Origin of the sequence: Rhizobium sp. BG4 (assembly GCF_016864575.1) — a bacterium.
GTDB lineage: Bacteria > Pseudomonadota > Alphaproteobacteria > Rhizobiales > Rhizobiaceae > Rhizobium.
The window spans coordinates 1,988,498-2,012,348 of the sequence record NZ_CP044125.1 but is presented as its reverse complement, the minus strand read 5'-3'; the positions used below and the strand labels follow the sequence as shown (position 1 = coordinate 2,012,348).

22 protein-coding genes and 1 tRNA gene are annotated in these 23,851 nt (G+C 62.0%); 5 read left to right on the top strand and 18 right to left on the bottom strand.

All coding sequences use genetic code 11. From position 1 onward, the window contains the following. Positions 1-17 precede the first annotated feature (17 nt). Together F2982_RS10265 and F2982_RS10260 are read right to left on the bottom strand one after the other, a co-directional pair. Positions 18-848 (bottom strand): aldo/keto reductase, encoded by an 831-nt coding sequence (locus F2982_RS10265; RefSeq protein ID WP_203427752.1) that lies wholly within the window; start codon positions 846-848, stop codon positions 18-20. Positions 849-943: 95 nt separating this feature from the next. Continuing rightward, a complete protein-coding gene (locus F2982_RS10260; protein ID WP_203429982.1) occupies positions 944-1,492 on the bottom strand; it encodes a L,D-transpeptidase family protein in 549 nt (182 codons plus the stop codon). Positions 1,493-1,633: 141 nt separating this feature from the next. Between F2982_RS10260 and F2982_RS10255 the strand changes: the two genes are divergently transcribed. Both F2982_RS10255 and F2982_RS10250 read left to right on the top strand, forming a co-directional pair. Next, entirely contained in the window at positions 1,634-2,317 is a 684-nt protein-coding gene (locus tag F2982_RS10255; RefSeq protein WP_112718335.1) for a response regulator transcription factor, read from the top strand. A 13-nt stretch (positions 2,318-2,330) separates the two neighbouring features. Beyond that, positions 2,331-2,786 (top strand): cyclic nucleotide-binding domain-containing protein, encoded by a 456-nt coding sequence (locus F2982_RS10250; RefSeq protein ID WP_203429981.1) that lies wholly within the window; start codon positions 2,331-2,333, stop codon positions 2,784-2,786. Here F2982_RS10250 and xth read toward each other — a convergent pair whose 3' ends face one another. The 6 genes from xth to tesB all read right to left on the bottom strand — a co-directional run bounded on the left by xth (position 2,787) and on the right by tesB (position 10,275). Further along, positions 2,787-3,590 (bottom strand): exodeoxyribonuclease III, encoded by an 804-nt coding sequence (xth, locus tag F2982_RS10245; RefSeq protein ID WP_203430049.1) that lies wholly within the window; start codon positions 3,588-3,590, stop codon positions 2,787-2,789. 120 nt (positions 3,591-3,710) lie between these two features. Continuing rightward, positions 3,711-4,379, bottom strand: a complete 669-nt coding sequence (locus F2982_RS10240; RefSeq protein ID WP_112718331.1) for an outer membrane lipoprotein carrier protein LolA — start codon at positions 4,377-4,379, stop codon at positions 3,711-3,713. 137 nt (positions 4,380-4,516) lie between these two features. Then, positions 4,517-7,189, bottom strand: coding sequence for a DNA translocase FtsK (locus tag F2982_RS10235; RefSeq protein WP_203429980.1), 2,673 nt, complete (start codon positions 7,187-7,189; stop codon positions 4,517-4,519). Between the two features lie 244 nt (positions 7,190-7,433). Continuing rightward, complete coding sequence (locus F2982_RS10230; protein ID WP_203429979.1) at positions 7,434-8,801, bottom strand: ammonium transporter; 1,368 nt, start codon at positions 8,799-8,801, stop codon at positions 7,434-7,436. A 28-nt stretch (positions 8,802-8,829) separates the two neighbouring features. Beyond that, entirely contained in the window at positions 8,830-9,180 is a 351-nt protein-coding gene (locus F2982_RS10225) for a P-II family nitrogen regulator (protein ID WP_162698828.1), read from the bottom strand. A gap of 210 nt (positions 9,181-9,390) precedes the next feature. Further along, on the bottom strand, positions 9,391-10,275 hold the full coding sequence (gene tesB, locus F2982_RS10220) for an acyl-CoA thioesterase II (protein ID WP_112718325.1): 885 nt from the start codon (positions 10,273-10,275) through the stop codon (positions 9,391-9,393). Between the two features lie 82 nt (positions 10,276-10,357). On the opposite strand from tesB, the gene F2982_RS10215 reads away from it, so the two are divergent. Continuing rightward, positions 10,358-11,572, top strand: coding sequence for a ubiquinone biosynthesis hydroxylase (locus tag F2982_RS10215; protein ID WP_203429978.1), 1,215 nt, complete (start codon positions 10,358-10,360; stop codon positions 11,570-11,572). Here the strand turns inward: F2982_RS10215 and F2982_RS10210 are convergent. The 4 genes from F2982_RS10210 to F2982_RS10195 form a co-directional block, all read right to left on the bottom strand. Beyond that, positions 11,569-11,757 carry a Trm112 family protein gene (locus F2982_RS10210; protein WP_112718321.1) on the bottom strand — a complete coding sequence of 63 codons (189 nt, stop codon included), beginning with the start codon at positions 11,755-11,757 and terminating at the stop codon, positions 11,569-11,571. The two genes, F2982_RS10215 and F2982_RS10210, sit on opposite strands and share 4 nt — an antisense overlap. Positions 11,758-11,767: 10 nt before the next feature. Then, positions 11,768-12,439 (bottom strand): LON peptidase substrate-binding domain-containing protein, encoded by a 672-nt coding sequence (locus tag F2982_RS10205; protein WP_112718319.1) that lies wholly within the window; start codon positions 12,437-12,439, stop codon positions 11,768-11,770. A gap of 101 nt (positions 12,440-12,540) precedes the next feature. Further along, positions 12,541-13,521, bottom strand: a complete 981-nt coding sequence (trxA, locus tag F2982_RS10200; protein ID WP_203429977.1) for a thioredoxin — start codon at positions 13,519-13,521, stop codon at positions 12,541-12,543. Positions 13,522-13,579: 58 nt separating this feature from the next. Then, entirely contained in the window at positions 13,580-14,089 is a 510-nt protein-coding gene (locus F2982_RS10195) for a prolyl-tRNA synthetase associated domain-containing protein (protein WP_112718499.1), read from the bottom strand. A gap of 254 nt (positions 14,090-14,343) precedes the next feature. Between F2982_RS10195 and F2982_RS10190 the strand changes: the two genes are divergently transcribed. Beyond that, positions 14,344-14,418 (top strand) — tRNA-Gly (locus tag F2982_RS10190). A gap of 168 nt (positions 14,419-14,586) precedes the next feature. Then, on the top strand, positions 14,587-15,912 hold the full coding sequence (locus tag F2982_RS10185) for a glucoamylase family protein (protein WP_203429976.1): 1,326 nt from the start codon (positions 14,587-14,589) through the stop codon (positions 15,910-15,912). Here F2982_RS10185 and F2982_RS10180 read toward each other — a convergent pair. The 6 genes from F2982_RS10180 to F2982_RS10155 all read right to left on the bottom strand — a co-directional run bounded on the left by F2982_RS10180 (position 15,909) and on the right by F2982_RS10155 (position 23,742). Continuing rightward, the gene (locus tag F2982_RS10180) at positions 15,909-16,949 is read right to left on the bottom strand and encodes an ABC transporter ATP-binding protein (RefSeq protein ID WP_130283164.1); all 1,041 of its coding nucleotides are present in this window, start codon (positions 16,947-16,949) and stop codon (positions 15,909-15,911) included. The two genes, F2982_RS10185 and F2982_RS10180, sit on opposite strands and share 4 nt — an antisense overlap. After that, on the bottom strand, positions 16,946-18,616 hold the full coding sequence (locus F2982_RS10175; protein WP_203429975.1) for an iron ABC transporter permease: 1,671 nt from the start codon (positions 18,614-18,616) through the stop codon (positions 16,946-16,948). Before F2982_RS10175 ends, F2982_RS10180 begins: the two co-directional genes overlap by 4 nt. Before the next feature lie 63 nt (positions 18,617-18,679). Beyond that, a complete protein-coding gene (locus tag F2982_RS10170) occupies positions 18,680-19,693 on the bottom strand; it encodes an iron ABC transporter substrate-binding protein (protein ID WP_112718497.1) in 1,014 nt (337 codons plus the stop codon). Positions 19,694-19,832: 139 nt separating this feature from the next. Continuing rightward, positions 19,833-20,822 (bottom strand): Ldh family oxidoreductase, encoded by a 990-nt coding sequence (locus F2982_RS10165; protein ID WP_203429974.1) that lies wholly within the window; start codon positions 20,820-20,822, stop codon positions 19,833-19,835. Between the two features lie 76 nt (positions 20,823-20,898). Next, the gene (locus F2982_RS10160) at positions 20,899-22,437 is read right to left on the bottom strand and encodes an aldehyde dehydrogenase family protein (protein WP_203429973.1); all 1,539 of its coding nucleotides are present in this window, start codon (positions 22,435-22,437) and stop codon (positions 20,899-20,901) included. A gap of 21 nt (positions 22,438-22,458) precedes the next feature. Continuing rightward, positions 22,459-23,742: an FAD-binding oxidoreductase gene (locus tag F2982_RS10155; RefSeq protein WP_203429972.1), complete on the bottom strand. Its 1,284-nt coding sequence runs from the start codon at positions 23,740-23,742 to the stop codon at positions 22,459-22,461. Positions 23,743-23,851: the final 109 nt, after the last annotated feature.

Below are 23,851 nucleotides of genomic sequence, written 5' to 3'. Positions count from 1 at the left end.
GTCTTGACCGCGGGATATTAGAAAGTCGCCGTATACGGATCAGGCCCCATTCGCGCACCCTTGTCGTCGAGCTTGGCGATCGCAGCCATATCCTCGGCATCCAGCTTGAAATCGAAAACCTTGAAGTTTTCTTCGATGCGCGACGGCGTTACCGACTTCGGGATGACCACGAGGCCGGTATCGATATGCCAGCGGATGATCACCTGCGCCGGCGTCTTGCCGTGCTTCTTGGCAATGGTGCCGATCACCGGGTTGGCGATGAACTTGCCCTGGCCGAGCGGGCTCCAGGATTCGGTGACGATATTGAGCTTCTGGTGCGCTTCCTGCGCCGCCTTCTGCTGGAAGTCGGGATGCAGCTCGATCTGGTTGATCACCGGTACGACGCCGGTATCGCCGATGATGTGCTCCAGATGATCGGGATAGAAGTTCGAAACGCCGATCGAGCGCGCCCGGCCCTCTTCCTTGATCTTCACGAAAGCCTTCCAGGTCTCGCGGTAGAGGCCGCGATGCGGCGAGGGCCAGTGGACGAGGTAGAGATCGACATAGTCCATGCCGAGCTTCTTCAGGCTGCCGTCGAAGGCGCGCAGCGTATTGTCGTAGCCCTGATCGGTGTTGCGCAGCTTGGTGGTGATGAACACGTCCTTGCGGTCGAGACCGGAGGAACGGAAGCCTTCGCCGACACCCTGCTCGTTGTCGTATCCGGATGCCGTATCGATGTGGCGGTAGCCGGCTTCCAGCGCCTTCAGCACTGTCGGCGCGGCAATGTCCTGCGGCGTCTGCCAGACGCCGAGGCCGACCTGCGGGATGGAATGTCCGTCATGGAAAGTAATGATGGGTTGATTGGCCACAATATGTCTCCGTCAGTTTGAAAGCCGGCGCGCCAGGCAGCGCGACGTCGACAAGCCATATAGGACGGCGGCGAAAAATTATCACCCCTTGAGATTCAGAGAACCCGGACGACCGTCCCCTTGCGCATGTGGGGAAGCATCCGGCGCATGTCCTGCGGTTTGACGGCGACACAGCCATCCGTCGGCTGGTAGCCCGGGCGGATCAGGTGGAGGAAGATCGCCGAGCCGCGATGACGCGCCCGGGACGAGACATTCCAGTCCATGACCAGGCAGACATCGTAGAGCCCGTCCTTGCGCTTCAGCTCCTCGTGGCTCGGCTTGAAGGGCGCCTTGACCAGCCGGTTATAGTTGGCGTTCTCAGCCTGGTCGCACCAGAGCATACCGCTACGGATCCGCGAAAGCGCAAGCGGCGTTGTGAGCCGCTGCGGGCGCTCGCCTCGCCGGAAGCCGTAAAGTAGCTTCATCGCCGCGACAGGTGTTGCCCCATCGCCCTCGCGCTTGAGGATGCTGCGGCCCGTCCGGCCGATCGCCGCAGGCACGACGATAGGCCCGCATTGCACCAGCGCCCGGCTCTTTTTTCCCGGTTGAGGCCTTACAAGGATGGTGGAGATGCGCTTCGGCGCTCTCTGCCTTGTTTTTTCCATTATTCTCACATGTTTTTGTTTTGCTTGGATGTTCGATGAAATCATATCGATCCGAGCCCCGCAACCGCGCGTCTTGTGCTCTTTGCCAATCGTCGAATTTGGCGTAGGACTTGTAAGACGGAACCTGAGGAACAGACCCGCATGACCGCACGCACCATTCTACTGGTGGATGACGATGACGACCTCCGCGAAACCCTGACGGAGCAGCTGTCGCTCTATGAGGAGTTCACGGTTCTCCAGGAATCGACCGCTGGCAAGGGTGTGCAGGCGGCGCGCAGCGCGCCTGTGGACCTCCTGATCATGGACGTGGGCCTGCCCGACATGGATGGCCGCGAGGCCGTCAAGCTGCTCCGCAAGGGCGGCTTCAAGGCGCCGATCATCATGCTGACCGGTCACGATACGGATTCCGATACGATCCTCGGCCTTGAGGCCGGCGCCAACGACTATGTCACCAAGCCCTTCCGCTTCGCCGTCCTGCTCGCCCGCATCCGCGTGCAGCTGCGTCAGCACGAGCAGAGCGAAGACGCGACCTTCACGGTCGGCCCCTATCTCTTCAAGCCGAGCCAGAAGCTGCTGACTGCCGAAAACGGCCAGAAGATCCGCCTGACGGAAAAGGAAGCGGCGATCATCCGCTATCTCTACCGCGCCGAACAGAAGGTCGTGACCCGCGACGTGCTGCTCGAGGAGGTCTGGGGCTACAATTCCGGCGTGACGACGCATACGCTCGAAACCCACGTCTACCGTCTGCGCCAGAAGATCGAGCGCGACCCCTCCAACGCCGAAATCCTCGTCACCGAGAACGGCGGCTACAAGATCATACCGTGAGGCAGATGCGCAGATGGCGCTGACCGACGACATTCACACGCTCTCGCAGCTGCCGCTGTTCAACGGCATGTCCGACGACCAGCTGCGGTTGGTGGCCTTCGGCGCCGACCGCCGCATCATCTCGACCGGCCAGATGCTGTTCCGCGAGGGCTCTCCGGCGGAGAGCGCCTATGTCGTCACCAGCGGTGCGCTTGAGCTGACGGTGATGGACAAGGATGGGCACCACCGGGTGCAGCGTGTCGCCGGACCGGGCACGCTCTTGTCCGAACTTGCGCTTGTGACGCTCGTCGAGCGCAAATATACGGCTGTCGCGCGCGAGGACACCGGCATCATCCGCATCACCCGCGCACTCTTCCATCGCCTCATCGAGGAATATCCGGAAGCCGCAAAGCTGATCGAAAACCGCATCCGCGACAACATCGCCGCGCTCGCCGCCCGGGCGACGGCGCAGCTGCACCGCTTCTCCTGATCAGAGATTGAAGTGGGCCGTGACGGGCACGTGATCCGACGGCTTCTCCCAGCCGCGCGCTTCCTTGAGGATATCGACACGCTGAAGCAGCGGGCCGAGATCGGAGGACGACCAGATATGGTCGAGGCGGCGCCCCTTGTCGGCCGCTTCCCAATCCTTGGCGCGGTAGCTCCACCACGTATAGAGCTTCTCGTTGGCAGGCACGTGCTGGCGCATGAGATCGAGCCAGGCGCCCCGCTTGATGACTTCGAGCAGCCCCTCTGTTTCAACGGGCGTATGACTGACGATCTTCAGGAGCTGCTTGTGCGACCAGACATCGTGCTCCAGCGGCGCGATATTGAGATCGCCGACGAGGATGGCTGAAGTATTGACCTCGGCTCCCGCCTTCAGGAGCTTCATCTCCTCGATGAAGTTCAGCTTGTGCTCGAATTTCGGATTGATCGCCGGATCCGGCTCGTCGCCACCTGCCGGAACGTAGAAGTTATGCAGGCGCACACGCCGTCCGCCGCGCTCGAAGATCGCCGAGATATGGCGGGCATGGCCGACGCTGCCGTAATCGAAACTGTGATCCTCGGTCAGCGGAATGCGCGAGGCGATCGCCACCCCATGATAGCCCTTCTGCCCGTGGATGATGATGTGCTCGTAGCCCATCGCACGCAGAGGCGCGAGCGGGAAGAGCTCGTTCGGAACCTTGGTTTCCTGCAGGCAGAGAATATCCGGCTGATGCTTCATCAGAAACTTCTCGACGATCGGCATGCGCAGCCGCACGGAATTGATGTTCCAGGTCGTGATCGAGAAGCTCATGCCAATGCCTTTCATCAGGGGTCGCAGAGGCTTTAGAGCAAAGCGGCGCCATAGGAAACGGGCCGCAAACAAAAACGCCCGGACAAAGCCGGGCGTTTCCAGAAACCGCGGAAGGCAGGATCAGTCGCGATAGGCGGCAGTGCCCGGGATGCTCTCGTAGGGCACCTTGAAGACCTTGTCGTCGAACTGCACGCCGGTCTTGACGTTGAACACCATGACGGAGGTGTCCTTGCCCTGATTGTCGGTGATCGTCCACTGACGCAGATCGTAGGTCTTCGGATCGAACATCATGGTGATCGTCGAATTGCCGAACACCGTGTTGTTGCCGAGCGCGATCGTCGTCAGGTCGGACTCTTCCTTGACGCTCTTTACCGAGCCGTCGTTCAGATTGATCTTCTGTGCCAGCAGCAGGCTGAGCGGCGTCTTCGACAGCGGATAGAGGTTCCAGGTCTTGAGCTTCAGGTTGCCCACGGCAACGTTCTTTCCATCAGCGATCACGCGGATCGGCGACGGGTCGTCGTAGTTGAAGCGCAGCTTGCCCGGGCGCTGGATGAAGAACTTGCCGCCGGTCTGTTCACCGCGCGGTCCGAACTGCACGAACTCGCCCTGCATGGTGCCGACGCTCGAGAAGTGGTCGGCAATCGCCTGAGCCGTCGCCGAACCTCCGGCAGCAGCCTGAGCGAAGACATTGACCGGCAGGGCCGCAGACGCAGCCACCAGCGCCATCGCGCCCAGCATATGGCGGCGCGTCAGCGAAAAGCCTTCGAGGAAGGAATCGGAGTTGTTCATCTAAGTCTCCTTTATGCGACCTGCTTGCTGCCGAAAGGCGGCGTCTTCATGGCGCAGAAGCATGGCTGAAGCAGGTAACGTTTTCGAGGCGATCAGGTTTCCGTGAAGTTGTTGCCTCGAAAGATTTTTTTCGGCCTCTAGCGATCGAGTATATCACCTTCGGTCGGAACGAGAATCTCGCGTTTACCGGCATGGTTCGCCGGACCGACAACCCCTTCCTTCTCCATGCGCTCGATCAGCGATGCGGCACGGTTATAGCCGATGCCGAGACGGCGCTGGATATAGGAGGTCGAGGCCTTGCCGTCACGAAGCACGACGGCGACCGCCTGATCATAGGGATCGTCGGAATCGGCGAGATTGGAGGTGCCGGCCGGGCCGCCGCCGTAATCGTCGTCTTCATCATCGTCAGCAGTAATCGCGTCGAGATATTGCGGCGCGCCCTGGGTCTTCAGGAACGAGACGATCTCTTCGACTTCCATATCGGCGACGAACGGACCGTGGACGCGCTGGATACGGCCGCCACCGGCCATGTAGAGCATGTCGCCCATACCGAGCAGCTGCTCGGCGCCCTGTTCGCCAAGGATCGTGCGGCTGTCGATCTTTGAGGTGACCTGGAACGAGATACGGGTCGGGAAGTTTGCCTTGATCGTGCCGGTGATGACGTCTACCGACGGACGCTGCGTTGCCATGATGACATGGATACCAGCGGCACGCGCCATCTGCGCCAGACGCTGAACGGCGCCTTCGATATCCTTGCCGGCAACCATCATCAGGTCGGCCATTTCGTCGATGATCACGACGATATACGGCATCGGCTGCAGATCGAATTCTTCCGTCTCGTACATCGCCTCGCCGGTGTGGCGATCGAAGCCGGTCTGGACGGTGCGCGAAATCTGCTCGCCCTTGGCAAGCGCCTGCTCGACGCGGGCGTTGAAGCCGTCGATGTTGCGCACGCCGATCTTCGACATCTTCTTGTAGCGCTCTTCCATCTCGCGGACGGTCCACTTGAGCGCCACGACGGCCTTCTTCGGATCGGTCACGACAGGCGAGAGCAGATGCGGAATGCCGTCATAGACGGAGAGTTCGAGCATCTTCGGGTCGATCATGATCAGGCGGCACTGCTCCGGCGTCATCCGATAGAGCAGCGACAGGATCATCGTATTGATGGCGACCGACTTACCCGAACCGGTGGTACCGGCAACAAGCAGATGCGGCATCTTCGCGAGGTCAGCGATGACGGCTTCGCCGCCGATCGTCTTGCCGAGCGCCATAGCGAGCTTCGCCTTGGATCCCTCGAAGTCGCGCGATGCGATGAGCTCGCGCAGGTAAACGGTTTCGCGGGTCGAGTTCGGCAGTTCGATGCCGATCGCGTTGCGGCCGGGAACGACGGCGACGCGGGCGGCGATCGCGCTCATCGAGCGGGCGATATCGTCGGCAAGGCCGATGACGCGCGACGACTTGATGCCCGGTGCGGGCTCCAGCTCGTACAGCGTGACGACCGGGCCGGGGCGGACATGGATGATCTCGCCCTTGACACCGAAATCTTCGAGAACGCCTTCCAGCATGCGGGCATTCTGCTCCAGCGCGTCGGCCGAGAGCGAGGAATCGCGCACGACATTCTTCGGCTCCGCCAGAAGATGCATGGGCGGCAGCTGGAAGCCTTCGGGGCGAATGAAGCTGCCCTGCGATTCACGATCGACGCGGGCACCGGGCTTGGGACGAGATGCAGCGGGAATGACCCGCGGTTCCGGCTTGCCGCCGTTGGAGCGCGCCGGAGCGCGCATCATCCAGGCGTCTTCATCGTCATCAGGCAGGATGTCGGCAGGACGCGGCGGCATGTCCGTATCGAACGGCGCGTCATCATCGTCATCGTTGAGCGAGATCGACGGTGCGGAAACGACGCGGCGCTGCGAGCCCGCACCCATCTCCATCGACGGATCCATGCGGTCGCCGCGGCCGGCCGGCGTCTTGGCGCGAACCGGTTCGTTGAGCTTGCCGAACTCGTCGTCGTTGAAGTCGTAAGGCGATTCGAAATCGCTCTGGCGGCGCTTGCGCGGACCCATGCCGAAGATGCGGCGCATGCGCGCCTGGCTCATGTACCAGGCGTGCGTCAACGCGCCAAAGGCAAGCCAGCCACCCTCGTCTTCACCATCGTCATCATCGGCTTCGCCGACCGAACGCGCCTTGGAAGGCGTCGCGGCAGCGTAGTCTTCGGCGAAATCCTCGTCCTCCTCGGTACGGCCGACGAGACCGGCAGCAAACAGCATCATCCAAACGGTCGGAATGGCAAAGACGCAGCCGACGGCAGTTGCGAAGGTGCCGGTCGGGTAGGCGCCGACGAAGAGCGCCGGGAAACGGAGGATCATGTCGCCGACGACGCCGCCGATACCGTTCGGGATCGGCCAGGTGAGCGGCGGCGGGAAGCAGCCGACGACGGCCGAGGACAGCACGGAGCCCAGGGCCCATGCGCCACCACGGGCCGGAATGCGGCTGATATGGCGGCCGGAGATCAGGGAGAGCGCCCAGGCGACGACCGGCAGCAGGGCGATGACGCTGGCGAGGCCGAAGAACTGCATGGCGATATCGGCGAAGGCGGCGCCGCTATAGCCGAGTACGTTGGTGGGGGCATTGCCGGTGGCATAGGAATAGCTCGGATCGGCGACATTCCAGGTTGCCAGCGCTGCGACGGCAAGCGCCAGCATCAGGAAGATCGCAAAGCCCAGAAGAGCCTGCGCCTGCCTGAACAGGAACCCCGAAAGGGAGAAACGGTCCGGCCGGCTATCGATCGCCGGCGACGTGCTTCTTGCCATGTAACCTACCCGTCCATTTGCTGCGGCGCGAATCGCCCTCGCGCCATCCACGCAGAATGCGTCCGCTCCACCTAATCAGAGGACGGTTAAAGCGGTGTTAACCATGACAGGCAGGATTAGCAGCTTCAAAATAAAAGGGCCCGAACCTTGGAAGGTCCGGGCCAAAATGCGGTCTAGGCGTTTCGCTAGGCCGCGACGGGCCGTTCAGCGGCGCCCTTTGTTTCCGGGCGCTGCAATCCCTTGATTACGAGTGGTAGGCAGCTTCGCCGTGGGTTGCGAGGTCGAGACCTTCGCGTTCGGCTTCGACTGCAACACGCAGGCCGACGATGAGGTCGACGACCTTGTAGAGGATCGCCGAGCCGACGCCGCACCATACGATGGTGGTGGCGATAGCCGTGATCTGGGTCATGACCTGACCGCCCATCGTCACGCCTTCTGCGTAACCGACGCCGCCGAGCGAAGCGCTGGCGAAGATGCCGGTAGCAACGGCACCGAACATGCCGCCGACGCCGTGAACGCCGAACACGTCAGCCGTATCGTCGTAGCCGAACTTGTTCTTCACGACGGAGACGAAGAAGTAGCAAAGCGGAGAAACGATCAGACCCATGACGATCGCGCCCATCGGGCCGACGATGCCGGCAGCAGGCGTGATGGCAACGAGACCAGCGACCATACCGGAAGCGCCGCCGAGCATGGATGCCTTGCCGCGCGTCAGGCTTTCAACGATCGCCCAGGAGATGACGGCAGCAGCGGTTGCAACGAAGGTGTTGACCGTTGCGAGCATGGCGCCACCGGAAGCTTCCAGGTTGGAGCCGGCGTTGAAGCCGAACCAGCCGAACCAGAGCATGGATGCACCGACCATGGTCAGCGTCATCGAATGCGGAGCCATCATGTCCTTGCCGTAGCCGGTACGCTTGCCGACCATGATCGCGCCGATCAGACCGGCAACGCCGGCGTTGATGTGAACGACCGTGCCGCCTGCGAAGTCGAGCGCGCCCATCTTGAAGAGCATGCCGTTGGCATCCCAGACCATGTGAGCGATCGGGAAGTAGACGAAGGTTGCCCAGAGTGCGCAGAAGAGAACGACTGCCGAGAACTTGATGCGTTCGGCGAAGGCGCCGACGATCAGGGCAGGCGTGATGGCTGCGAAGGTCATCTGGAACATCGCGAAGATGAACTCAGGAATGACAACGCCCTGCGAGAAGGTCGCAGCCGTCGAATCCTTGGTGACGCCGGCAAAGAACATCTTCGCCGTGCCGCCCCAATACGGGCTGTCCGAGCCGCCGAAGGCGAAGGAATAGCCGTAGATGACCCAGATGAGCATCAGAACTGCAGCGACCATCGTGCACTGCATGAGAACCGAGAGCATGTTCTTGGCGCGAACGAGACCGCCGTAGAACAGGGCGAGACCCGGCAGGATCATGAAGAGAACCAGCAGCGTAGAAATGAACATGAAGGCGGTATCGCCCTTGTCAGCAACCGGTGCTGCAGCGGCAGCTGCCGGAGCGGCCGTCGCTGCCGCATCCTGTGCGAAAGCGGCGACTGGCGCGAGAAGCGCAGCCGACGCAGCGCCGAGCCGCGCAAAAGTGGAGGAAAACTTCGAAATTGACATTGGTATAAAGCTCCTTGCTCAGCGGTTCTTAGAGCGCTTCGGTATCGGTTTCGCCGGTGCGGATGCGGACGGCATGGTCGATCGAGTAGACAAAGATCTTGCCGTCGCCGATCTGGCCGGTCTTGGCCGACGACGCGATGGCTTCGACCGCCTTGTCGACGATCTCGGTGGCAACAGCGATTTCGATCTTGAGCTTCGGCAGGAAGCTGACCGCATATTCAGTGCCGCGATAGATTTCGGTATGTCCCTTTTGGCGCCCGTAGCCCTTAACTTCGGTCACGGTCAGGCCCTGGATGCCGATCGCGGTGAGGGCTTCGCGCACCTCATCGAGCTTGAACGGCTTGATAATGGCCATCACAATTTTCATCTGGTTTCCCATCCTTCGTTATCCTCGGCACGGAGCCGACTCTCCTTGCCGCTGACGTTTGCGAGCAGCGACCGAGGATATACATTCAAGGGGCGTGCCAGATTCGAGGCGCGTTATAAGTTATTGAAAAGTAAAGATGATATCAGAGGATGCCAATTATGAGGCATCTGACGAAGCAATCACAGCTTAAAAAATGCGCAAAAACACAAATATGCACATTATTTATTCATCTGCCTTTTTCCGAATCAAACCCTCCTGGGCGACCGACGCAATCAGAACACCCGAGCGCGTAAACAGGCTACCGCGCGTCAGCCCGCGAGCACCCGAAGCAGACGGGCTATCCTGGGTATAGAGCAGCCAATCGTCCAGTTTGTCGGGCCTGTGGAACCACATCGAATGGTCGAGGCTGGCGACCTGCAGGGTCTGATCGAAAATCGACGTGCCATGCGCATAGAGCGATGTGTCGAGCAACGTCATATCCGAGAGGTAGGCAAGCACCGCCGCCTGATAAAGCCGGTCATCGGGAACGGGACCCGTGGCGCGCACCCAGACATCCTGGCGCGGCTCCAGCTTCTCGTTGGAGAAATAATGCTTCAGCGATACCGGACGAATTTCGATCGGCCGTTCACGCTCCCAGTATTTGCGGATCGCGGCTGGTGCGTGGGCCAGATACTGGTCCTTGATCTGCTGCTCACCGAGAAGCTTCTCCGGTGGCGGCACATCCGGCATTGCTATCTGATGATCGAACCCCGGCTCTTCGATCTGGAACGAGCAGGATAGCGCAAAGATCGCCTTGCCATGTTGGATGGCAACGACGCGCCGCGTATTGAAGCTGGATCCGTCGCGGATACGCTCGACCTGATAGATGATCGGCACTGAGGGATCGCCGGGACGCATGAAATAGGCATGCAGCGAGTGCACGATCCGCCCCGCCTCGATCGTCCGCTGCGCCGCCATCAGCGCCTGCCCGATCACCTGGCCGCCGAACACACGCTGCCAGCCGACTTGGGGGCTGCGACCGCGAAAAATGTCGATCTCGATCGGCTCGAGATCAAGCGTCGCGAGAAGGGTTTCCATGGCAGTCGGTTTTGCCGCAGCTGCGGTCATTTGCTTGCCCCCGGCAGTAGGAAGTAAGGGAGCGATGATCTATATAGATCACGATTGTATTCACAAGGCTGAGGAGTAAGCGATGCTTGATATGCTGGTTGTTGGCGGAGGCTATGTGGGCCTCTCCGCGGCGGTGGCGGTCAAGCAGGCCGCACCGCATCTTGATGTCGCCGTTGTCGAGGCCGCGCCCGAGCACGTCTGGCAGAAGGACATGCGCGCCTCCGCCATCATCGCCGCCGCAGCCAAGATGCTGGAGGTCTTCGGCATCTGGGAGAATATCCGCGCCGAGGCGCAGCCGATCACCAAGATGATCGTCACCGATTCCAAGACATCGGATCCGGTACGCCCCGTTTTCCTGACCTTCGACGGTGAGATCGAGGAAGGTCGGCCTTTCGCCCACATGATCCCGAACGCCGTCATGGTGCGCGAATTGCGCGGCGTCTGCGAGCGGCTCGGCATCGAAATCCGCCATGGCCTGAGCGCAACGGGACTGAGCAGCGGTGAAAACCACGCGACCGTCGAACTCTCCGATGGCAGCGCGATCGAGGCGCGTCTCGTGGTCGCCTGCGACGGCGTGCGCTCCAAGCTGCGCGACTTTGCCGGTATCAAGACGGTCAGCTGGGATTACGGCCAGTCCGGCATTGTCGCCACCGTCGAGCACGAGCGGCCGCATAATGGCTGCGCCGAGGAGCATTTCCTGCCCTCCGGCCCCTTCGCCATCCTGCCGCTGACCAACAGCCGCTCCTCGCTCGTCTGGACCGAACGCACCAGCGATGCGAACCGGCTGGTTGCCGGTGACGATCTGATTTTCGAAGAAGAACTGGAACGCCGCTTCGGCCACAAGCTCGGTGCTCTCAAGGTGATCGGCGCAAAGCGCGCCTTCCCGCTCGGCCTGACGCTGGCGCGCTCTTTCGTCGCCCCGCGCTTTGCGCTGGCAGGAGACGCAGCACACGGCATTCACCCGATCTCCGGCCAGGGCCTCAATCTCGGCTTCAAGGATGTGGCGGCGCTCGCCGAAACCATCGTCGAAGCCGACCGTCTCGGCCTCGATATCGGCTCGATCAATATCCTGGAGCGCTACCAGACATGGCGCCGTTTCGACACGTTCCGCATGGGTGTTACGACCGACGTGCTGAACCGTCTGTTTTCGAACGACGTGACGGCGATCCGCATCGCCCGCGACGTCGGCCTCGGCATCGTCGATCGCCTGCCGGGCCTGAAGTCCTTCTTCATCGGCCAGGCCGCCGGAACGACGGCAAAGGATAATCCGCGGCTATTGGCGGGCGAGGCGATCTAGTCGTCCAGCCGCCTAGCCTCAGACACCAGCATGATCGGAATACCGTCACGGATCGGGTAGGCGAGCCGCCCTTTCTCGGAGACGAGCTCGTTATGGTCGCGGTCATAGGTCAGCCGCCCCTTGGTCAGGGGGCAGACGAGGAGCTCGAGGAGCTTTGGATCAACGCGGCTGAGTTTTTCGTCCATCTCTCAGGACTTACTGCAAAACCGTATCGGAGTCACCGAAGACGCGCGCCAGCACGATTTCGGTAATGGCGATCAGCGTCTCAGCGCGTGTCTTGAGATCGGGCGCTTCCAGCAGAGCCTGCTTTTCCGCAGGGCCGAAGGGCGACATCATGGCGAGCGAATTGACGAGCGTCAGGTTGCTTGCCCGCTCGACGCTCTCCCAATCCGCTTCCAGCTTGTTGGCATCGAGATAAGCACGGAAGGCAGAGAGCAGGGCGGCGCGATCGACTGCATCCTCCTCGTCACGTGCCGAGAGATCGGAAATGAACGGAGCGATACGAAAGGTGCGGAACGGGTCGTGGCTCACCTTCTCGCCGATCAGCCTGAACCGGCAGATGCCGGTCAGCGATACGATATAGCGGCCATCGCCGGTTTCGGCGAAAGAGGTGATGCGGCCGAGGCAGCCGACAGGCGCCAGATTGCAATCCGGCATCTTTTCGTCGCTATCGCCAAGTGCCGGCTGCACCATGCCGATCAGCCGGTTTCCGGCCATGGCGGCATCGAACATCGCCAGATAACGCGGCTCGAAAATGTTTAAGGGAAGCTGCCCGGTCGGCAGGAGGAGAGCGCCGGTCAGGGGGAAAACAGCGATCGTGTCCGGCAGATCACCGGGTTTCAAATATCTCGCATTCCCGACTTGCATGAAATTTCGTCCCGCATTCTTCAAGCAGGAAAAATCGGAGCCCCTGCCATTCAACTGAATGTGGTGCCCCCGCTCAAAAACGCAAGGGCACCCGCATCAAGTTACGAGAACAGCATCGCCGAAAGCTTGCGCCGGGCGGAAACGGTGGCCGGATCCTTGAAGCCCCAGACCTCAAAGAACTGCAGCAACTGGCGGCGAGCGCCGTCGTCGTCGAAGGTGCGGTCCTTGCGCATGATGGTCAGGAGATGTTCCGCAGCTTCGTCGCGGCGTCCCTCGACATTGCGGATCTTGGCAAGCTTCATTCGCGCTTCGTGGTCGTCAGGATTGCCCGAAAGCTGCTGTTCCAGCGCAAAGGGATCGCCAAGCTTGCGGGCCTCTTCGATCTGGTCGAGCTTCTTGAGAACGGCCTGGATGGCGGCATCCTTCGAAAGCTCTTCCGGCAGATCGGTCAGCGCTTCGCGGGCACGCTCGTGCTGATTGGCGGCGATCATGCATTCGACCATGCCGGCGAGTGCCTTGGCATTTTCCGGATCGGCCTGCATGACGGCGCCATAGAGCTGCGCGGCGCCATTGACGTCGCCCGACGCCAGAAGCCCGGCGGCCTCTTCGAGAATGGCTTCAATCTCGGCTGCCTGATCGGCGCCTGCCGGACCGGCGAGCCGATCGATGAACTGGCGAACCTGGCTTTCCGGAACCGCGCCCATGAAGCCGTCAGCCGGACGGCCGCCGACAAAAGCGATGACGGCCGGGATAGACTGGATGCCGAGCTGGCCGGCGATCGACGGATGATCGTCGATGTTCATCTTGACGAGCTTGACGCGGCCCTGGGCCTCGTTGACGACCTTTTCGAGCACCGGCGTCAGCTGCTTGCACGGACCGCACCAGGGCGCCCAGAAATCGACGAGAACCGGCTGGTTGCGCGAATCCTCGATGACATCCTTGGTGAAATTCGCCGTCGTCGTGTCCTTGATATAGCTACCGGCTGCTGCCGGAGCCGCCGCAGGCTGCTGCGCGCCGCCATAGGTCGCCGTTGCCGACATCGTGCCGTAGGACGTGCTGTAGGGGTTGTCGTTGCCGCTCATAGGTATCTCCCGCCACGCCGGTCGTGCCCGGCCTTTTTTCTAGCGTTAAAATCGTATGTCAGGCCGTGACTTTCAAGACAAGCGGCTTGTGGCCCGTCGCTTCCATGAAACGGACGAGATCGGCACTTGATATGGAGGTCGTCGCGTCGTTCGACAGCGGATGGCAGTTGATGATCTCGTCCTTCATCAGATCCGCATCGAGAACGAAGGTCACGTTGTGGCCGGTATCGTTGATCGCGCCGAAGGCCGTGACCGAGCCGGGAATGACACCGAGATATTCCATCAGCTTCTCGGGCTTGCCAAAGGAGACCTTGCTCGCCGCACCGATCAGCGTGTGCACCGTCTTGAGATCGACGGAAGCATGCTCCTCGACAGTCAGCAGGAAAAACTGGTCCTTCTTGTCCTTCACGAAAAGGTTCTTCGTGTGCCCGCCCGGAATTTCATCACGCAGCGCCACCGATTCGGCGACCGTAAAGACGGGTGCATGATCCTTGGTGGAATGTTTGATGCCGAGGCTGTCCAGAAAGGCGAAAAGTTCGTCGCGGGTCTTCGGTTTGGTATCGGTCATCGCGGCACCCATCTGATGAAAATTGCGGGCAGGCGCTTTGATTAAGTCCAGGGGCCGGCTTTGGCAATGCGCATGATCGACGCTTTCGCGCAGATTTGCGGCGTTTTCGGAAATCATTTCAACAGCTTGGAATTTTTCTTCGGCTTTCCGTCATTTCCCTGTTGCATTTGAAAATCGTTTGGGCGATATAGCGCCCGTCGCCGCAAGGTGGCGCCCACGGTCCTCACAACTACCACAGGCCGACGGGATTATGAGCGGGTGTAGCTCAGTGGTAGAGCACAACCTTGCCAAGGTTGGGGTCGAGGGTTCGAACCCCTTCGCCCGCTCCAGTTTCTCCTTAGAGATCTAGAATACAGACAGCACGCTCCGGCGTGTGCTTTGTCGTTTCCGCCTTTCCGGCCGCAGCATCCATCGAATTTGCGCGCTTTTCAAAAAGGTTTGATTTGCACGCAACGCATCGCCATGTTGAAGCAGGGGCGAAAACAAATGGTTTGAGTATGCTGCAACGACTCGACGACACGGATGCTGCGCTGATCGACAGGCTGCAAGAATCCGCCTTTAACTACTTCCTGAAACATACCAATCCCGATAACGGGCTTGTTGCCGACACCTCGATCGAGGGCGTACCCTGCAGCATCGCCGCCGTCGGCTTTGCGCTGTCATCCTATACCGTCGGCGTCGAGCGCGGCTGGATGACTCGGACGGGCGCCATCGAACGCACGCTGACGACGCTTCGCTTCTTTGCCGGAAGCCATCAGGGCCGGGAGCGCCACGCAAGCGGCTATCGCGGCTTCTATTATCACTTCCTGCACATGGACACCGGCCACCGCGCCTGGAACAGCGAGCTCTCGACCATCGATACGACGCTGCTTGTCGCCGGCATGCTGACGGCTTCGGCCTATTTCGATCGCGCCGATGGCGACGAGCAGGAAATCCGCGACCTCGTTAAGGTCATTTACGAGCGTATCGACTGGCACTGGGCTCTCAACAAGGGCGAGACCATCTGCATGGGCTGGAAGCCCGCCAGCGGCTTCCTGCACTGGCGCTGGCAGGGTTACGACGAGGCGGTGCTGCTCTATACGCTGGCGCTCGCCTCGCCGACGCACCCGATCCCGCAGTCGAGCTATGACGCCTTTACCTCGAGCTATTCCTGGATGCTCTTTGGGGAACAGGCCTATCTCTATGCCGGCCCGCTCTTCATCCATTTCTTCTCGCATGCCTGGATCGATTTCCGTGGCATCCAGGACCGCCCGATGGCGGCCCGCGATTGGGACTATTTCCGCAATACGCAAATCTCGATCGCCGTCCAGCGCGACTATGCCGTGCGCAATCCCGGCCATTTCGTCGGCTATAACAAGGATGTCTGGGGCCTTTCCGCCTCCGACGGCCCGCCGCCGAGCCGCCATATGCGCGGCGGACGTCATCCGAAGGTGCTGGGCTATGCAGCTCGCGGCGCCCCGCTCGGCCCCGATGATGGAACGATCGCGCCCTGGGCAGCCCTGGCATCGCTCCCCTATGACCGGCAGGCAGCACTCGACGGCACGAAGGCGTTGCTCGAAACCTATCCTGACCTCACCTACGAGGGACGCTTCCCCGGCGGCTTCAATCCGACGGTGAAGACCCGACGTCCGGAAGGCTGGGTGGATGACCGCTGCGTTGGCATCGATCAGGGTCTGCTGGTGATGACGATCGAGAACGACCGTTCGGATTTCATCTGGAGCCTGATGCGGCAATCACCGGTCATTCGCCTTGGCCTCGAGCGCGCCGGCTTCACCGGCGGCTGGCTGGAGCAGGGCGAAGAAGCCGATCGCAAGACGGCTTAGCGCGCCGAGAAAACATGTGCGCGGCCGGCGATGTCCAGACGGACACGGTCGCCGGTTTCCGGCAGCGCGACGCTCGACGTCTTGATCAGGATCGGCGGCAGCTGCACACCTTCCAGCGAGACGGCAACGGTGCAGGTCGCGCCCCCGAATTCCACTTCGACCACCCGGCCGTGATAGGCCGGCTTGCTGTCGTCAGGAACGACGCGGATCTGTTCGGGCCGCAGCATGATCTCGGCCTTGCCCTGATGATCGCCATCGACGGCAACCCGGCCAAGCGCACAATCCGCAAAACCGTTGCGGATGACCGCAGGCAGCATCACGGCATCGCCAAGGAACAGCGCAGTCTCACGGTCCTTCGGCTGCAGATAGAGCTTCTGCGGCGAGCCTGATTGCACCAGCTTCCCATCCCGCAACACTGCGACCTGATCGGCGAAAGACAATGCCTCGCCCTGATCGTGGGTCACGAGGATCGTGGTAATACCGGCCGCCTGCAGAACGCGCGATACGGCCTTGCGCATGTTTTCGCGAAGACCCGTGTCGAGCGCCGAGAACGGCTCGTCGAGCAGCATCAGCCGCGGCTTGCGGCCAAGCGCCCGGGCAAGCGCCACGCGCTGCTGCTGACCGCCGGAGAGCTGATGCGGACGGCGCGTCAGCATGTTGCGATCGAGCTCGACCATATCGAGAAGCTCGACGATCCGCTTCTCGCGGTCCATTGCCCCGCGCTCGAAGCCGAAGCCGATATTCTCGGCGACGCTCAGATGCGGAAACAGCGCTCCATCCTGCGAGACGATGCCGATGCCGCGCTTGTGGGCGGGAACGATTGCCGGCCCATCGGCGAGTGTCTCGCCGTTCAGCACCACCCTGCCCTGATCCGGCCGCTCGAAACCAGCGATCAGCCGCAGCAGCGTCGTCTTGCCGGAACCCGACGGGCCGACGACTGCGGTGCGGCTGCCGGCAGGAACATCCAGCGAAACGTTATCCAGCGCGGTGACCGGACCATAGCGCTTGCTTGCGGATTGGATCGTGAGCAGCGTCATTGTCCGGCAGTCCGTTTCGATTGGGAATAGAGAAGCAGCGTCAGCGGCAGCGACAGGATGATCATCATCACCGCGTAGGGCGCCGCCGAGACGTAATCGATCTCGCTCGTCAGCGACCAGAATTTCGTCGACAGCGTCTCGACGCCATTCGGCGAAAGCATCAGCGTTGCCGTCAGCTCGTTGGTGATCCCGAGCGCCACAAGCGCCACGCTGGCGGCAAAACCGGGTGCTGCAAGCCGCATGGTGATCTGGCGCACGGCCTGCGACGGCGTGCGGCCAAGGCCCATGGCGGCACGTTCGAGCTCGACCGGCGCCTGCGCAATGCTGGCGCGCAGGCCGACCATGGCACGCGGCAGGAACAGCAGCACATAGGCGACGGTCAGCGTCGCGAAGGTCTGGTAGAGCGGCAGCACCAACCGCACGGTGATCGTCACCAACGCTAGCGCCACGACGACGCCAGGCAGCGAGCCGACATAGTAATGGCAGGCTTCGAGGAAGCGCTGGAAGCGGCCCGGCGCACGCACCGAGAGCCAGGCCATCGGCACCGCGGCAATCGTCGTCAGCACACCGCCTGCGACGGCAAGAATGATGGTCTGAATGAACGCATTGCCAACCGTATCCAGCCGCCAGATCTCGGCGCCGCCGAGATAGAGCCAGCGTCCCAGCGTCACGAGGGGAACGCCAAGCGTCAGCACCGCGACTGCGATCGGCAACAGCACCGCCGGAATGGTGAACCATCCGAGCCTGCGCCGGTCTGCCGGGCGCGCCGAACCGGAGCCGACGCGGGCATAGCGCTCATTGCCGCGAACGAGGATTTCGAGCCCGAGCAGGAACAGGCAGCAGGCGACGAGCACGCCGCCGAGCATATTGGCGGCCGGGCTGTTATAGGCGGACTGGAACTGGTCGACAATCGCCGTCGCAAACGTGTCGAAGCGGATCATCACATAGAGCCCGTATTCCGACAGCAGATGCAGCGCAATCAGCAGCGAACCGCCGCAGATCGCCAGCCTGAGCTGCGGCAGGATCGTGCGGAAGAACACCCGCCAGGGGCCGAGCCCGAGCGAGGCCGCAGCATCCTCGATCGCCGGATCGAGACGGCGAAGTGCCGCGGCAACCGGCAGGTAGAGAAAGGGATAATAAGCAAGCACAGAGACGAAGACGCCGCTCTGCAGCCCGCGCATACCGGGCACGAGGCTGATCCAGGCATAGCTGTGAACGAAAGCGGGAACGGCGAGCGGCGCGACCGCAAGCCACGACCAGAGCCGCGCAAAAGGAATGTCGGTCCGCTCCGTCAGCCACGCGAGCGTCACCGCAAGCGCGATCGACAGCGGAACCGTCAGCGCTTCCAGGAACACCGTGTTGATCATCAGCTCGCCGACGCGCGGGCGGAAGACGAGCGCCTTCACGGTTTCCCAGCCGACATCGTAGGTGATCCAGGCGATGAAGCCGAGCGGCACGAGGCTGAAGAGCGCGACGATGGTTGCGAAGACGACGACGGAAGCGTGCGGCATGCGCCCGCGCAGGGAACCGATTGTGCTGACCGGCGCTTCATTGCCGGCTAGGCCGGTCACGAGCGATCTGTTGTCTTGCAGCAAGGCCGACGCCTTTGTGACGCTGAAAAAGGAAGGCAACCGCCTCGTCAGGAAGCGGTTGCCATGATTGGTCATGCCGTAAGGTTTTCTTGAGCCAAAAGCAATAGTTTTGACTCCGCCCGCCTGCGGCAGATGGGCTTAGATCAGGCCTGCAGCGGTCATCATTTCGACGACCTTCTTGCTGTTCAGCTCCGAGGCTTCGACCTTCGGCGCGTTCAGATCCTTGAGCGGAACGAGCTTGTCGTTGGAATCGCCGCTGACGGCATATTCATAGGACGTGCCGTTCTTCAGGATTGCCTGACCCGCCTTGCCGGCGATGAACTTCAGGAACGCCTGGGCTTCCTTCATGTGCTGCGTCGACTTCAGAACGCCGCCGCCGGAGATCGAGACGAATGCGCCCGGATCCTGGTTCTTGAAATAGTGCAGGCCGACATTGGCGCTGTTTTCAGCCGTCTTCGCCTGATCGCCGAACCAGTAGTAGTGGTAAATGATCGCGCCTTCGACTTCGCCGGCATTGACCGCCTTCATTGCAACGCTGTTGCCCTTGTAGGGCGTCGCATTGTCCTTGAGGCCCTTGAGCCATGCGGCAGTCGCTTCCTCGCCCTTCAGCTGCAGCAGCGCGCTGACGATGGCCTGGAAGTCGGCACCGGCAGGAGCAGCGCCCCAACGGCCCTTCCAGGCCGGATCGGCGAGATCGAGCATCGACTTCGGCAGCTTGTCTTCGGTCAGCTTGCGCTTGTCATAGGCAAAGACGGTCGAACGGGCAGCAATGCCGGTCCACATGCCGTCGGACGGGCGGTATTCGGCCGGAACCTGATCGAGCGTTTCCTTATCGACGGGTGCGAAAAGGCCTGCGCCGTCGACCAGCGTCATGGCCGGGGAATTTTCCGTCAGGAATACGTCTGCCGGGGAGGCGTCGCCTTCCTGGATGATCTGGTTGGCGAACTGCATGTCGCTGCCCTGACGAATGGTGACCTTGATGCCGGTCTCCTTGGTGAAGGCATCGATCCATTCGCGGCCGAGGCTTTCGTGCTGGGCGTTATAGACGACGATGCCTTCGTCCTGCGCGCTGGCGCCTGATGCGAGCGATGTTGCAGCGAGAAGAGACGCAGCCAGCGCGAGCGCGGAACGGCGCGTAATGGAATTCTTCATGATGCCCTCCATGGCAATATCTCCCCTGGGGGTGGGGTGATGCGCGCCCCCTATATTTTTCCTGACTTCAATTTTCAAGTTTGCTTCACCGTGGGATGATCACAAATACTTGAAATTATTTATCAAGTTTAGAACGATTCTATACCGCGAGGATCGCATCGACGACATCATCCTCGACATCGATGCCGTTTTCGATCGCGGCGCGCCGCGCCGTCAGCCCGCGCCTGCCGGGCAACCGCACCCCTGGATCCGAGGAAATTTCATTGGCAAGCTCGGTCAGCCGGGCCGCCGCAAACGCGCCGCCGCCCGCTTCCGGATTGATGACGATGATCATCTGCCCGAGGCCGGGAGCAGCACCCTTATCGTCGAACAGCGAAGTCGATTCATAGGAGAAGTTGGCGCCCGTCAGCGGCGCAGCCAGGATCTCGACCATCATCGCAAGGGCAGCACCCTTAGCCTCGCCCGAAGGCACCATCGTGCCATCGAGTGCCGCAACCGCATCCGTCGTCGGCTGGCCATCGCGGTCGAAGGCCCAGTCGGCAGGGATCGGCACGCCCTTCTGCCGCGCCGCCATGATCTTGCCGCGCGCCACGCGCGAAAGTGCGAGGTCGATAACCACAGGGTCCTGTCCCGTTACGGGCGCAGCAAAGGCAATCGGGTTGGTGCCGAACAGCGGCTTGCGCCCGCCCCAGGCCGCCATTGCCGCGGTGGCATTGGCAACCATGATCGCAACGAGGCCAGCCTCGGCGAAACGCTCGACCGTCAGCGCCAGAACGCCGGCATGGTGCGAGCGGCGGATCGCTGCCATGGCGATACCCTGCGACCGGGCCATTTCGGTCAGGGCAGGAACGGCGAGATCAAGCGCCGGATAGGCATATCCATGGCAGGCATCGATCTGGATCACGGAAGGATAGGGCTGATAGAGGATCGGCTTGGCGACGCCATCGACCTTCCCGGATTTCGCCTGAAGGGCATAGGCCACGGCGCGGCGAAGCCCGTGCCCGCTCTGCCCGGCAGCTTCTGCGGCGACGAGCGCACGAGATACCGAGAGCGCATTCCCCTCCTCGACGCCGTTGCGTTTCAACGCGTCGAGAACGAGCGTTTCGGCGGCGGCGAGCGTCAGATGCATGGGAAGGACCTTGGAACAAAGAAAAGGGCGACGACGGTGTTACGTCATCGCCCCCGATGCTGCAATGCAAGCGCCCTTATTCGACGTCGAACTTGACGCCCTGTGCGAGCGGCAGCGTCTTGCCGTAATTGATGGTGTTGGTCGCGCGGCGCATATAGGCCCTCCACGCATCCGAACCGGATTCACGGCCGCCGCCGGTTTCCTTCTCTCCACCGAAAGCACCGCCGATTTCGGCACCGGATGGGCCGAGATTGACGTTGGCGATGCCGCAATCCGAACCGCGGGCGGAGACGAAGGTTTCCGCTTCGCGCATGTCGTTGGTGAAGATCGACGAGGAGAGGCCCTGCGGCACGGCATTGTGCAGCTCAAGTACATCGTCGAAATCGCTGTACTTCATGACGTAGAGGATCGGCGCGAAGGTCTCGTCGACAACGGGACCCGTCTGCGACGGCATCTCAACCAGAGCCGGGCGAACGTAGAAGGCTTCGCCGGCGCCGTTCTCGACGCGCTCGCCACCGGTGACCTTGCCGCCCTCCGACTTGGCTTCGGAAAGGGCCGCCTGCATCTTGTCGAAGGCCGCCTTGTCGATCAGCGGGCCGACAAGCGTGCCGCTTTCCAGCGGATTGCCGATGGTGACCGAGCCGTAAGCCTTCTGCAGACGCGGAACGAGCTTGTCGTAGACGCTGTCATGCACGAAGAGGCGGCGCAGCGTCGTGCAGCGCTGACCGGCCGTGCCCATGGCGGAAAAGGCAACGCCGCGCAGCGTCAGGTCGAGATCGGCCGTCGGGCAGATGATCGCGGCATTGTTACCGCCGAGTTCGAGGATGGCGCGGGCGAACCGCTGCGACAGGCGCGGACCGACGGCGCGGCCCATGGCGGTCGAGCCGGTTGCCGAAACCAGCGGCACCTTGGGATGGTCGACGAGGACTTCACCGACATCGCGGCCGCCGATCAGCAGCGTCGAGAGATTTGCCGGCGCCTTGCCGCCTTCGGCGACGAAGCGCTTCAGCGCCCGCTCGAACAGCGCTTGCGTCGCAAGCGCCGTCAACGGCGTCTTTTCGGACGGCTTCCAGACCGTTGCATTGCCGCAGACCAGCGCCAGCGCTGCATTCCACGACCAGACGGCGACCGGGAAGTTGAAGGCCGAGATGATGCCGACGACGCCGAGCGGATGCCAGCTTTCCATCATGCGGTGCTCGGAACGCTCGGTGGCGATCGTCAGGCCGTAAAGCTGACGGGAAAGACCGACGGCGAAATCGCAGATGTCGATCATTTCCTGAACTTCGCCGAGGCCTTCGGACGTGATCTTGCCGACTTCGATCGAGACGAGACGGCCCAGCGCGCCCTTGGCGGCGCGCAGCTCTTCTCCGAGCAGGCGGACGAGCTCGCCGCGCTTCGGCGCCGGAACGGCACGCCATTCGGCAAAGGCCTTATGTGCTGCATCGATCGCCTTCTTGGCGTCGGCAACGGTATCTTCCTTCAGTGCACCGATTTCCTTGCCAGTGACGGGCGAGGTGACGCGCAGCGTGCCGCCGGTATAGCGGGCGGCATCGACGCCGAGTTCGGAAAGCAGCTTCTTCGTTTCGGCTGCGAGATCGAGGCTAGCGATGGTCATGTGTTTCCAACCTTCTTGTTCTTAAAAACGTGCATCGGCGAAGTGGGCAACTTGGGCGCCGGCTTCGTACCACATTTCCTTGATTGCCCGGAACCCCGGCTCGCGAGGGTCGGTCAGCGGCAGCGGCAGCTCGGCTTCGCTGATCTGGCCGAGAATATGCTGCGCCAGCGTACGCCCGAAGACCGTGCCCGGCGCAATGCCGCGGCCATTATAGCCCGAAAAACCGACGACGTTTTCGGCAAACTTGTGGAAGCGCGGCAGAGCATTGTCGGTCATGCCGATCTTACCGTACCACTCGCATTCGAACTCGACCTCGCCGATCTGCGGGAAGAGTTTCCGCAGCGAGCGCTTCGCCCAGTTCTTGTGGACGGAAATACCGGTATTACGCAATGCCCCGACGCTGCCGAAGACGAGGCGGCCGGCCTGATCCATGCGGAAGGACGACAGGATCTCCTTGGTATCCCAGACGCCTTCGCGGCCGGGCAGGATCGACTTGCGCAGATTGTCGCTGAGCGGCGTGGTGGCGAGATTGAAATAGGGAAGATGGACCTGCTCGGTGCGCACCTGCTCCCAGGGGCCGGTGCTGTAAGCGTCGGTGGCGACGATGATCCAGTCGGCGGTAACAGACCCCCTTTCCGTCTTCACCACCCATTTGGCGCCCTTGCGCTCGGTGACGGTCACCGGACTTGCCGTGTGCAGCGAGACGCCGGCCTTGACGGCAGCATGCGCCAGCCCGCGCGCATAAGCGAGCGGCTGCAGCGTGCCGGCGCGCATGTCGAGCAGCGCGCCCGCATAGGCGTCGCTGCCGATCCGGCGGGCGGTTTCCGCCGCGTCGAGCAAGGTTACCGGCGCACCGCGCCTGCCCCATTGCTCCGCCCGGTCCTCGATCTCCTTGAGGCCCTCGGCGCCGACGGCGCAATGCAGCGTGCCGTTCTTTTCGAGCTCGCAGGCGATCCCATGCTTGTCGATCAGCTCCATGACCAGACGCGGCGCATTGCCGAGCATATCGAGCAGCCGCTCGCCATAGACCTCGCCGAGAACGCCGGGAAGATCGTCGGGCATCACCCACATGCCGGCATTGATCAGGCCGACATTGCGGCCGGCGCCGCCGAAGCCGATCTCCTTGGCTTCGAGCAGAACGACCTTCGTCCGGGCTTCCGCCAGATGCAGGCCGGAAGAGATGCCGGTATAGCCGCCGCCGACGATCACCACATCGGCCTCGACTGCGCCCTGAAGCGGCACGGTGACAGGCGGTTGCGGAGCGGTCTTTTCCCAGAGCCCGTGCGAGCGCGGATCATTCAACATCGGTCGTTCCATCCCAAGGCAAAATCGCGGTTAATCTACCGCTACCGGACGGCCTGCGAAAGCGTCTGACGGCAGGGCTTTCACGGCGCCAGTTCATTCCAAAATTGCG

What these genes read in the sequence shown, in the direction of transcription:
- F2982_RS10260 (WP_203429982.1), bottom strand. Translation starts at nt 1,492, where the DNA reads ATGGAAAAAACAAGGCAGAGAGCGCCGAAGCGCATCTCCACCATCCTT.
- F2982_RS10255 (WP_112718335.1), top strand. Translation starts at nt 1,634, where the DNA reads ATGACCGCACGCACCATTCTACTGGTGGATGACGATGACGACCTCCGC.
- F2982_RS10250 (WP_203429981.1), top strand. Translation starts at nt 2,331, where the DNA reads ATGGCGCTGACCGACGACATTCACACGCTCTCGCAGCTGCCGCTGTTC.
- xth (WP_203430049.1), bottom strand. Translation starts at nt 3,590, where the DNA reads ATGAGCTTCTCGATCACGACCTGGAACATCAATTCCGTGCGGCTGCGC.
- F2982_RS10240 (WP_112718331.1), bottom strand. Translation starts at nt 4,379, where the DNA reads ATGAACAACTCCGATTCCTTCCTCGAAGGCTTTTCGCTGACGCGCCGC.
- F2982_RS10235 (WP_203429980.1), bottom strand. Translation starts at nt 7,189, where the DNA reads ATGGCAAGAAGCACGTCGCCGGCGATCGATAGCCGGCCGGACCGTTTC.
- F2982_RS10230 (WP_203429979.1), bottom strand. Translation starts at nt 8,801, where the DNA reads ATGTCAATTTCGAAGTTTTCCTCCACTTTTGCGCGGCTCGGCGCTGCG.
- F2982_RS10225 (WP_162698828.1), bottom strand. Translation starts at nt 9,180, where the DNA reads ATGGGAAACCAGATGAAAATTGTGATGGCCATTATCAAGCCGTTCAAG.
- tesB (WP_112718325.1), bottom strand. Translation starts at nt 10,275, where the DNA reads ATGACCGCAGCTGCGGCAAAACCGACTGCCATGGAAACCCTTCTCGCG.
- F2982_RS10215 (WP_203429978.1), top strand. Translation starts at nt 10,358, where the DNA reads ATGCTTGATATGCTGGTTGTTGGCGGAGGCTATGTGGGCCTCTCCGCG.
- F2982_RS10210 (WP_112718321.1), bottom strand. Translation starts at nt 11,757, where the DNA reads ATGGACGAAAAACTCAGCCGCGTTGATCCAAAGCTCCTCGAGCTCCTC.
- F2982_RS10205 (WP_112718319.1), bottom strand. Translation starts at nt 12,439, where the DNA reads ATGCAAGTCGGGAATGCGAGATATTTGAAACCCGGTGATCTGCCGGAC.
- trxA (WP_203429977.1), bottom strand. Translation starts at nt 13,521, where the DNA reads ATGAGCGGCAACGACAACCCCTACAGCACGTCCTACGGCACGATGTCG.
- F2982_RS10195 (WP_112718499.1), bottom strand. Translation starts at nt 14,089, where the DNA reads ATGACCGATACCAAACCGAAGACCCGCGACGAACTTTTCGCCTTTCTG.
- F2982_RS10185 (WP_203429976.1), top strand. Translation starts at nt 14,587, where the DNA reads ATGCTGCAACGACTCGACGACACGGATGCTGCGCTGATCGACAGGCTG.
- F2982_RS10180 (WP_130283164.1), bottom strand. Translation starts at nt 16,949, where the DNA reads ATGACGCTGCTCACGATCCAATCCGCAAGCAAGCGCTATGGTCCGGTC.
- F2982_RS10175 (WP_203429975.1), bottom strand. Translation starts at nt 18,616, where the DNA reads ATGACCAATCATGGCAACCGCTTCCTGACGAGGCGGTTGCCTTCCTTT.
- F2982_RS10170 (WP_112718497.1), bottom strand. Translation starts at nt 19,693, where the DNA reads ATGAAGAATTCCATTACGCGCCGTTCCGCGCTCGCGCTGGCTGCGTCT.
- F2982_RS10165 (WP_203429974.1), bottom strand. Translation starts at nt 20,822, where the DNA reads ATGCATCTGACGCTCGCCGCCGCCGAAACGCTCGTTCTCGACGCGTTG.
- F2982_RS10160 (WP_203429973.1), bottom strand. Translation starts at nt 22,437, where the DNA reads ATGACCATCGCTAGCCTCGATCTCGCAGCCGAAACGAAGAAGCTGCTT.
- F2982_RS10155 (WP_203429972.1), bottom strand. Translation starts at nt 23,742, where the DNA reads ATGTTGAATGATCCGCGCTCGCACGGGCTCTGGGAAAAGACCGCTCCG.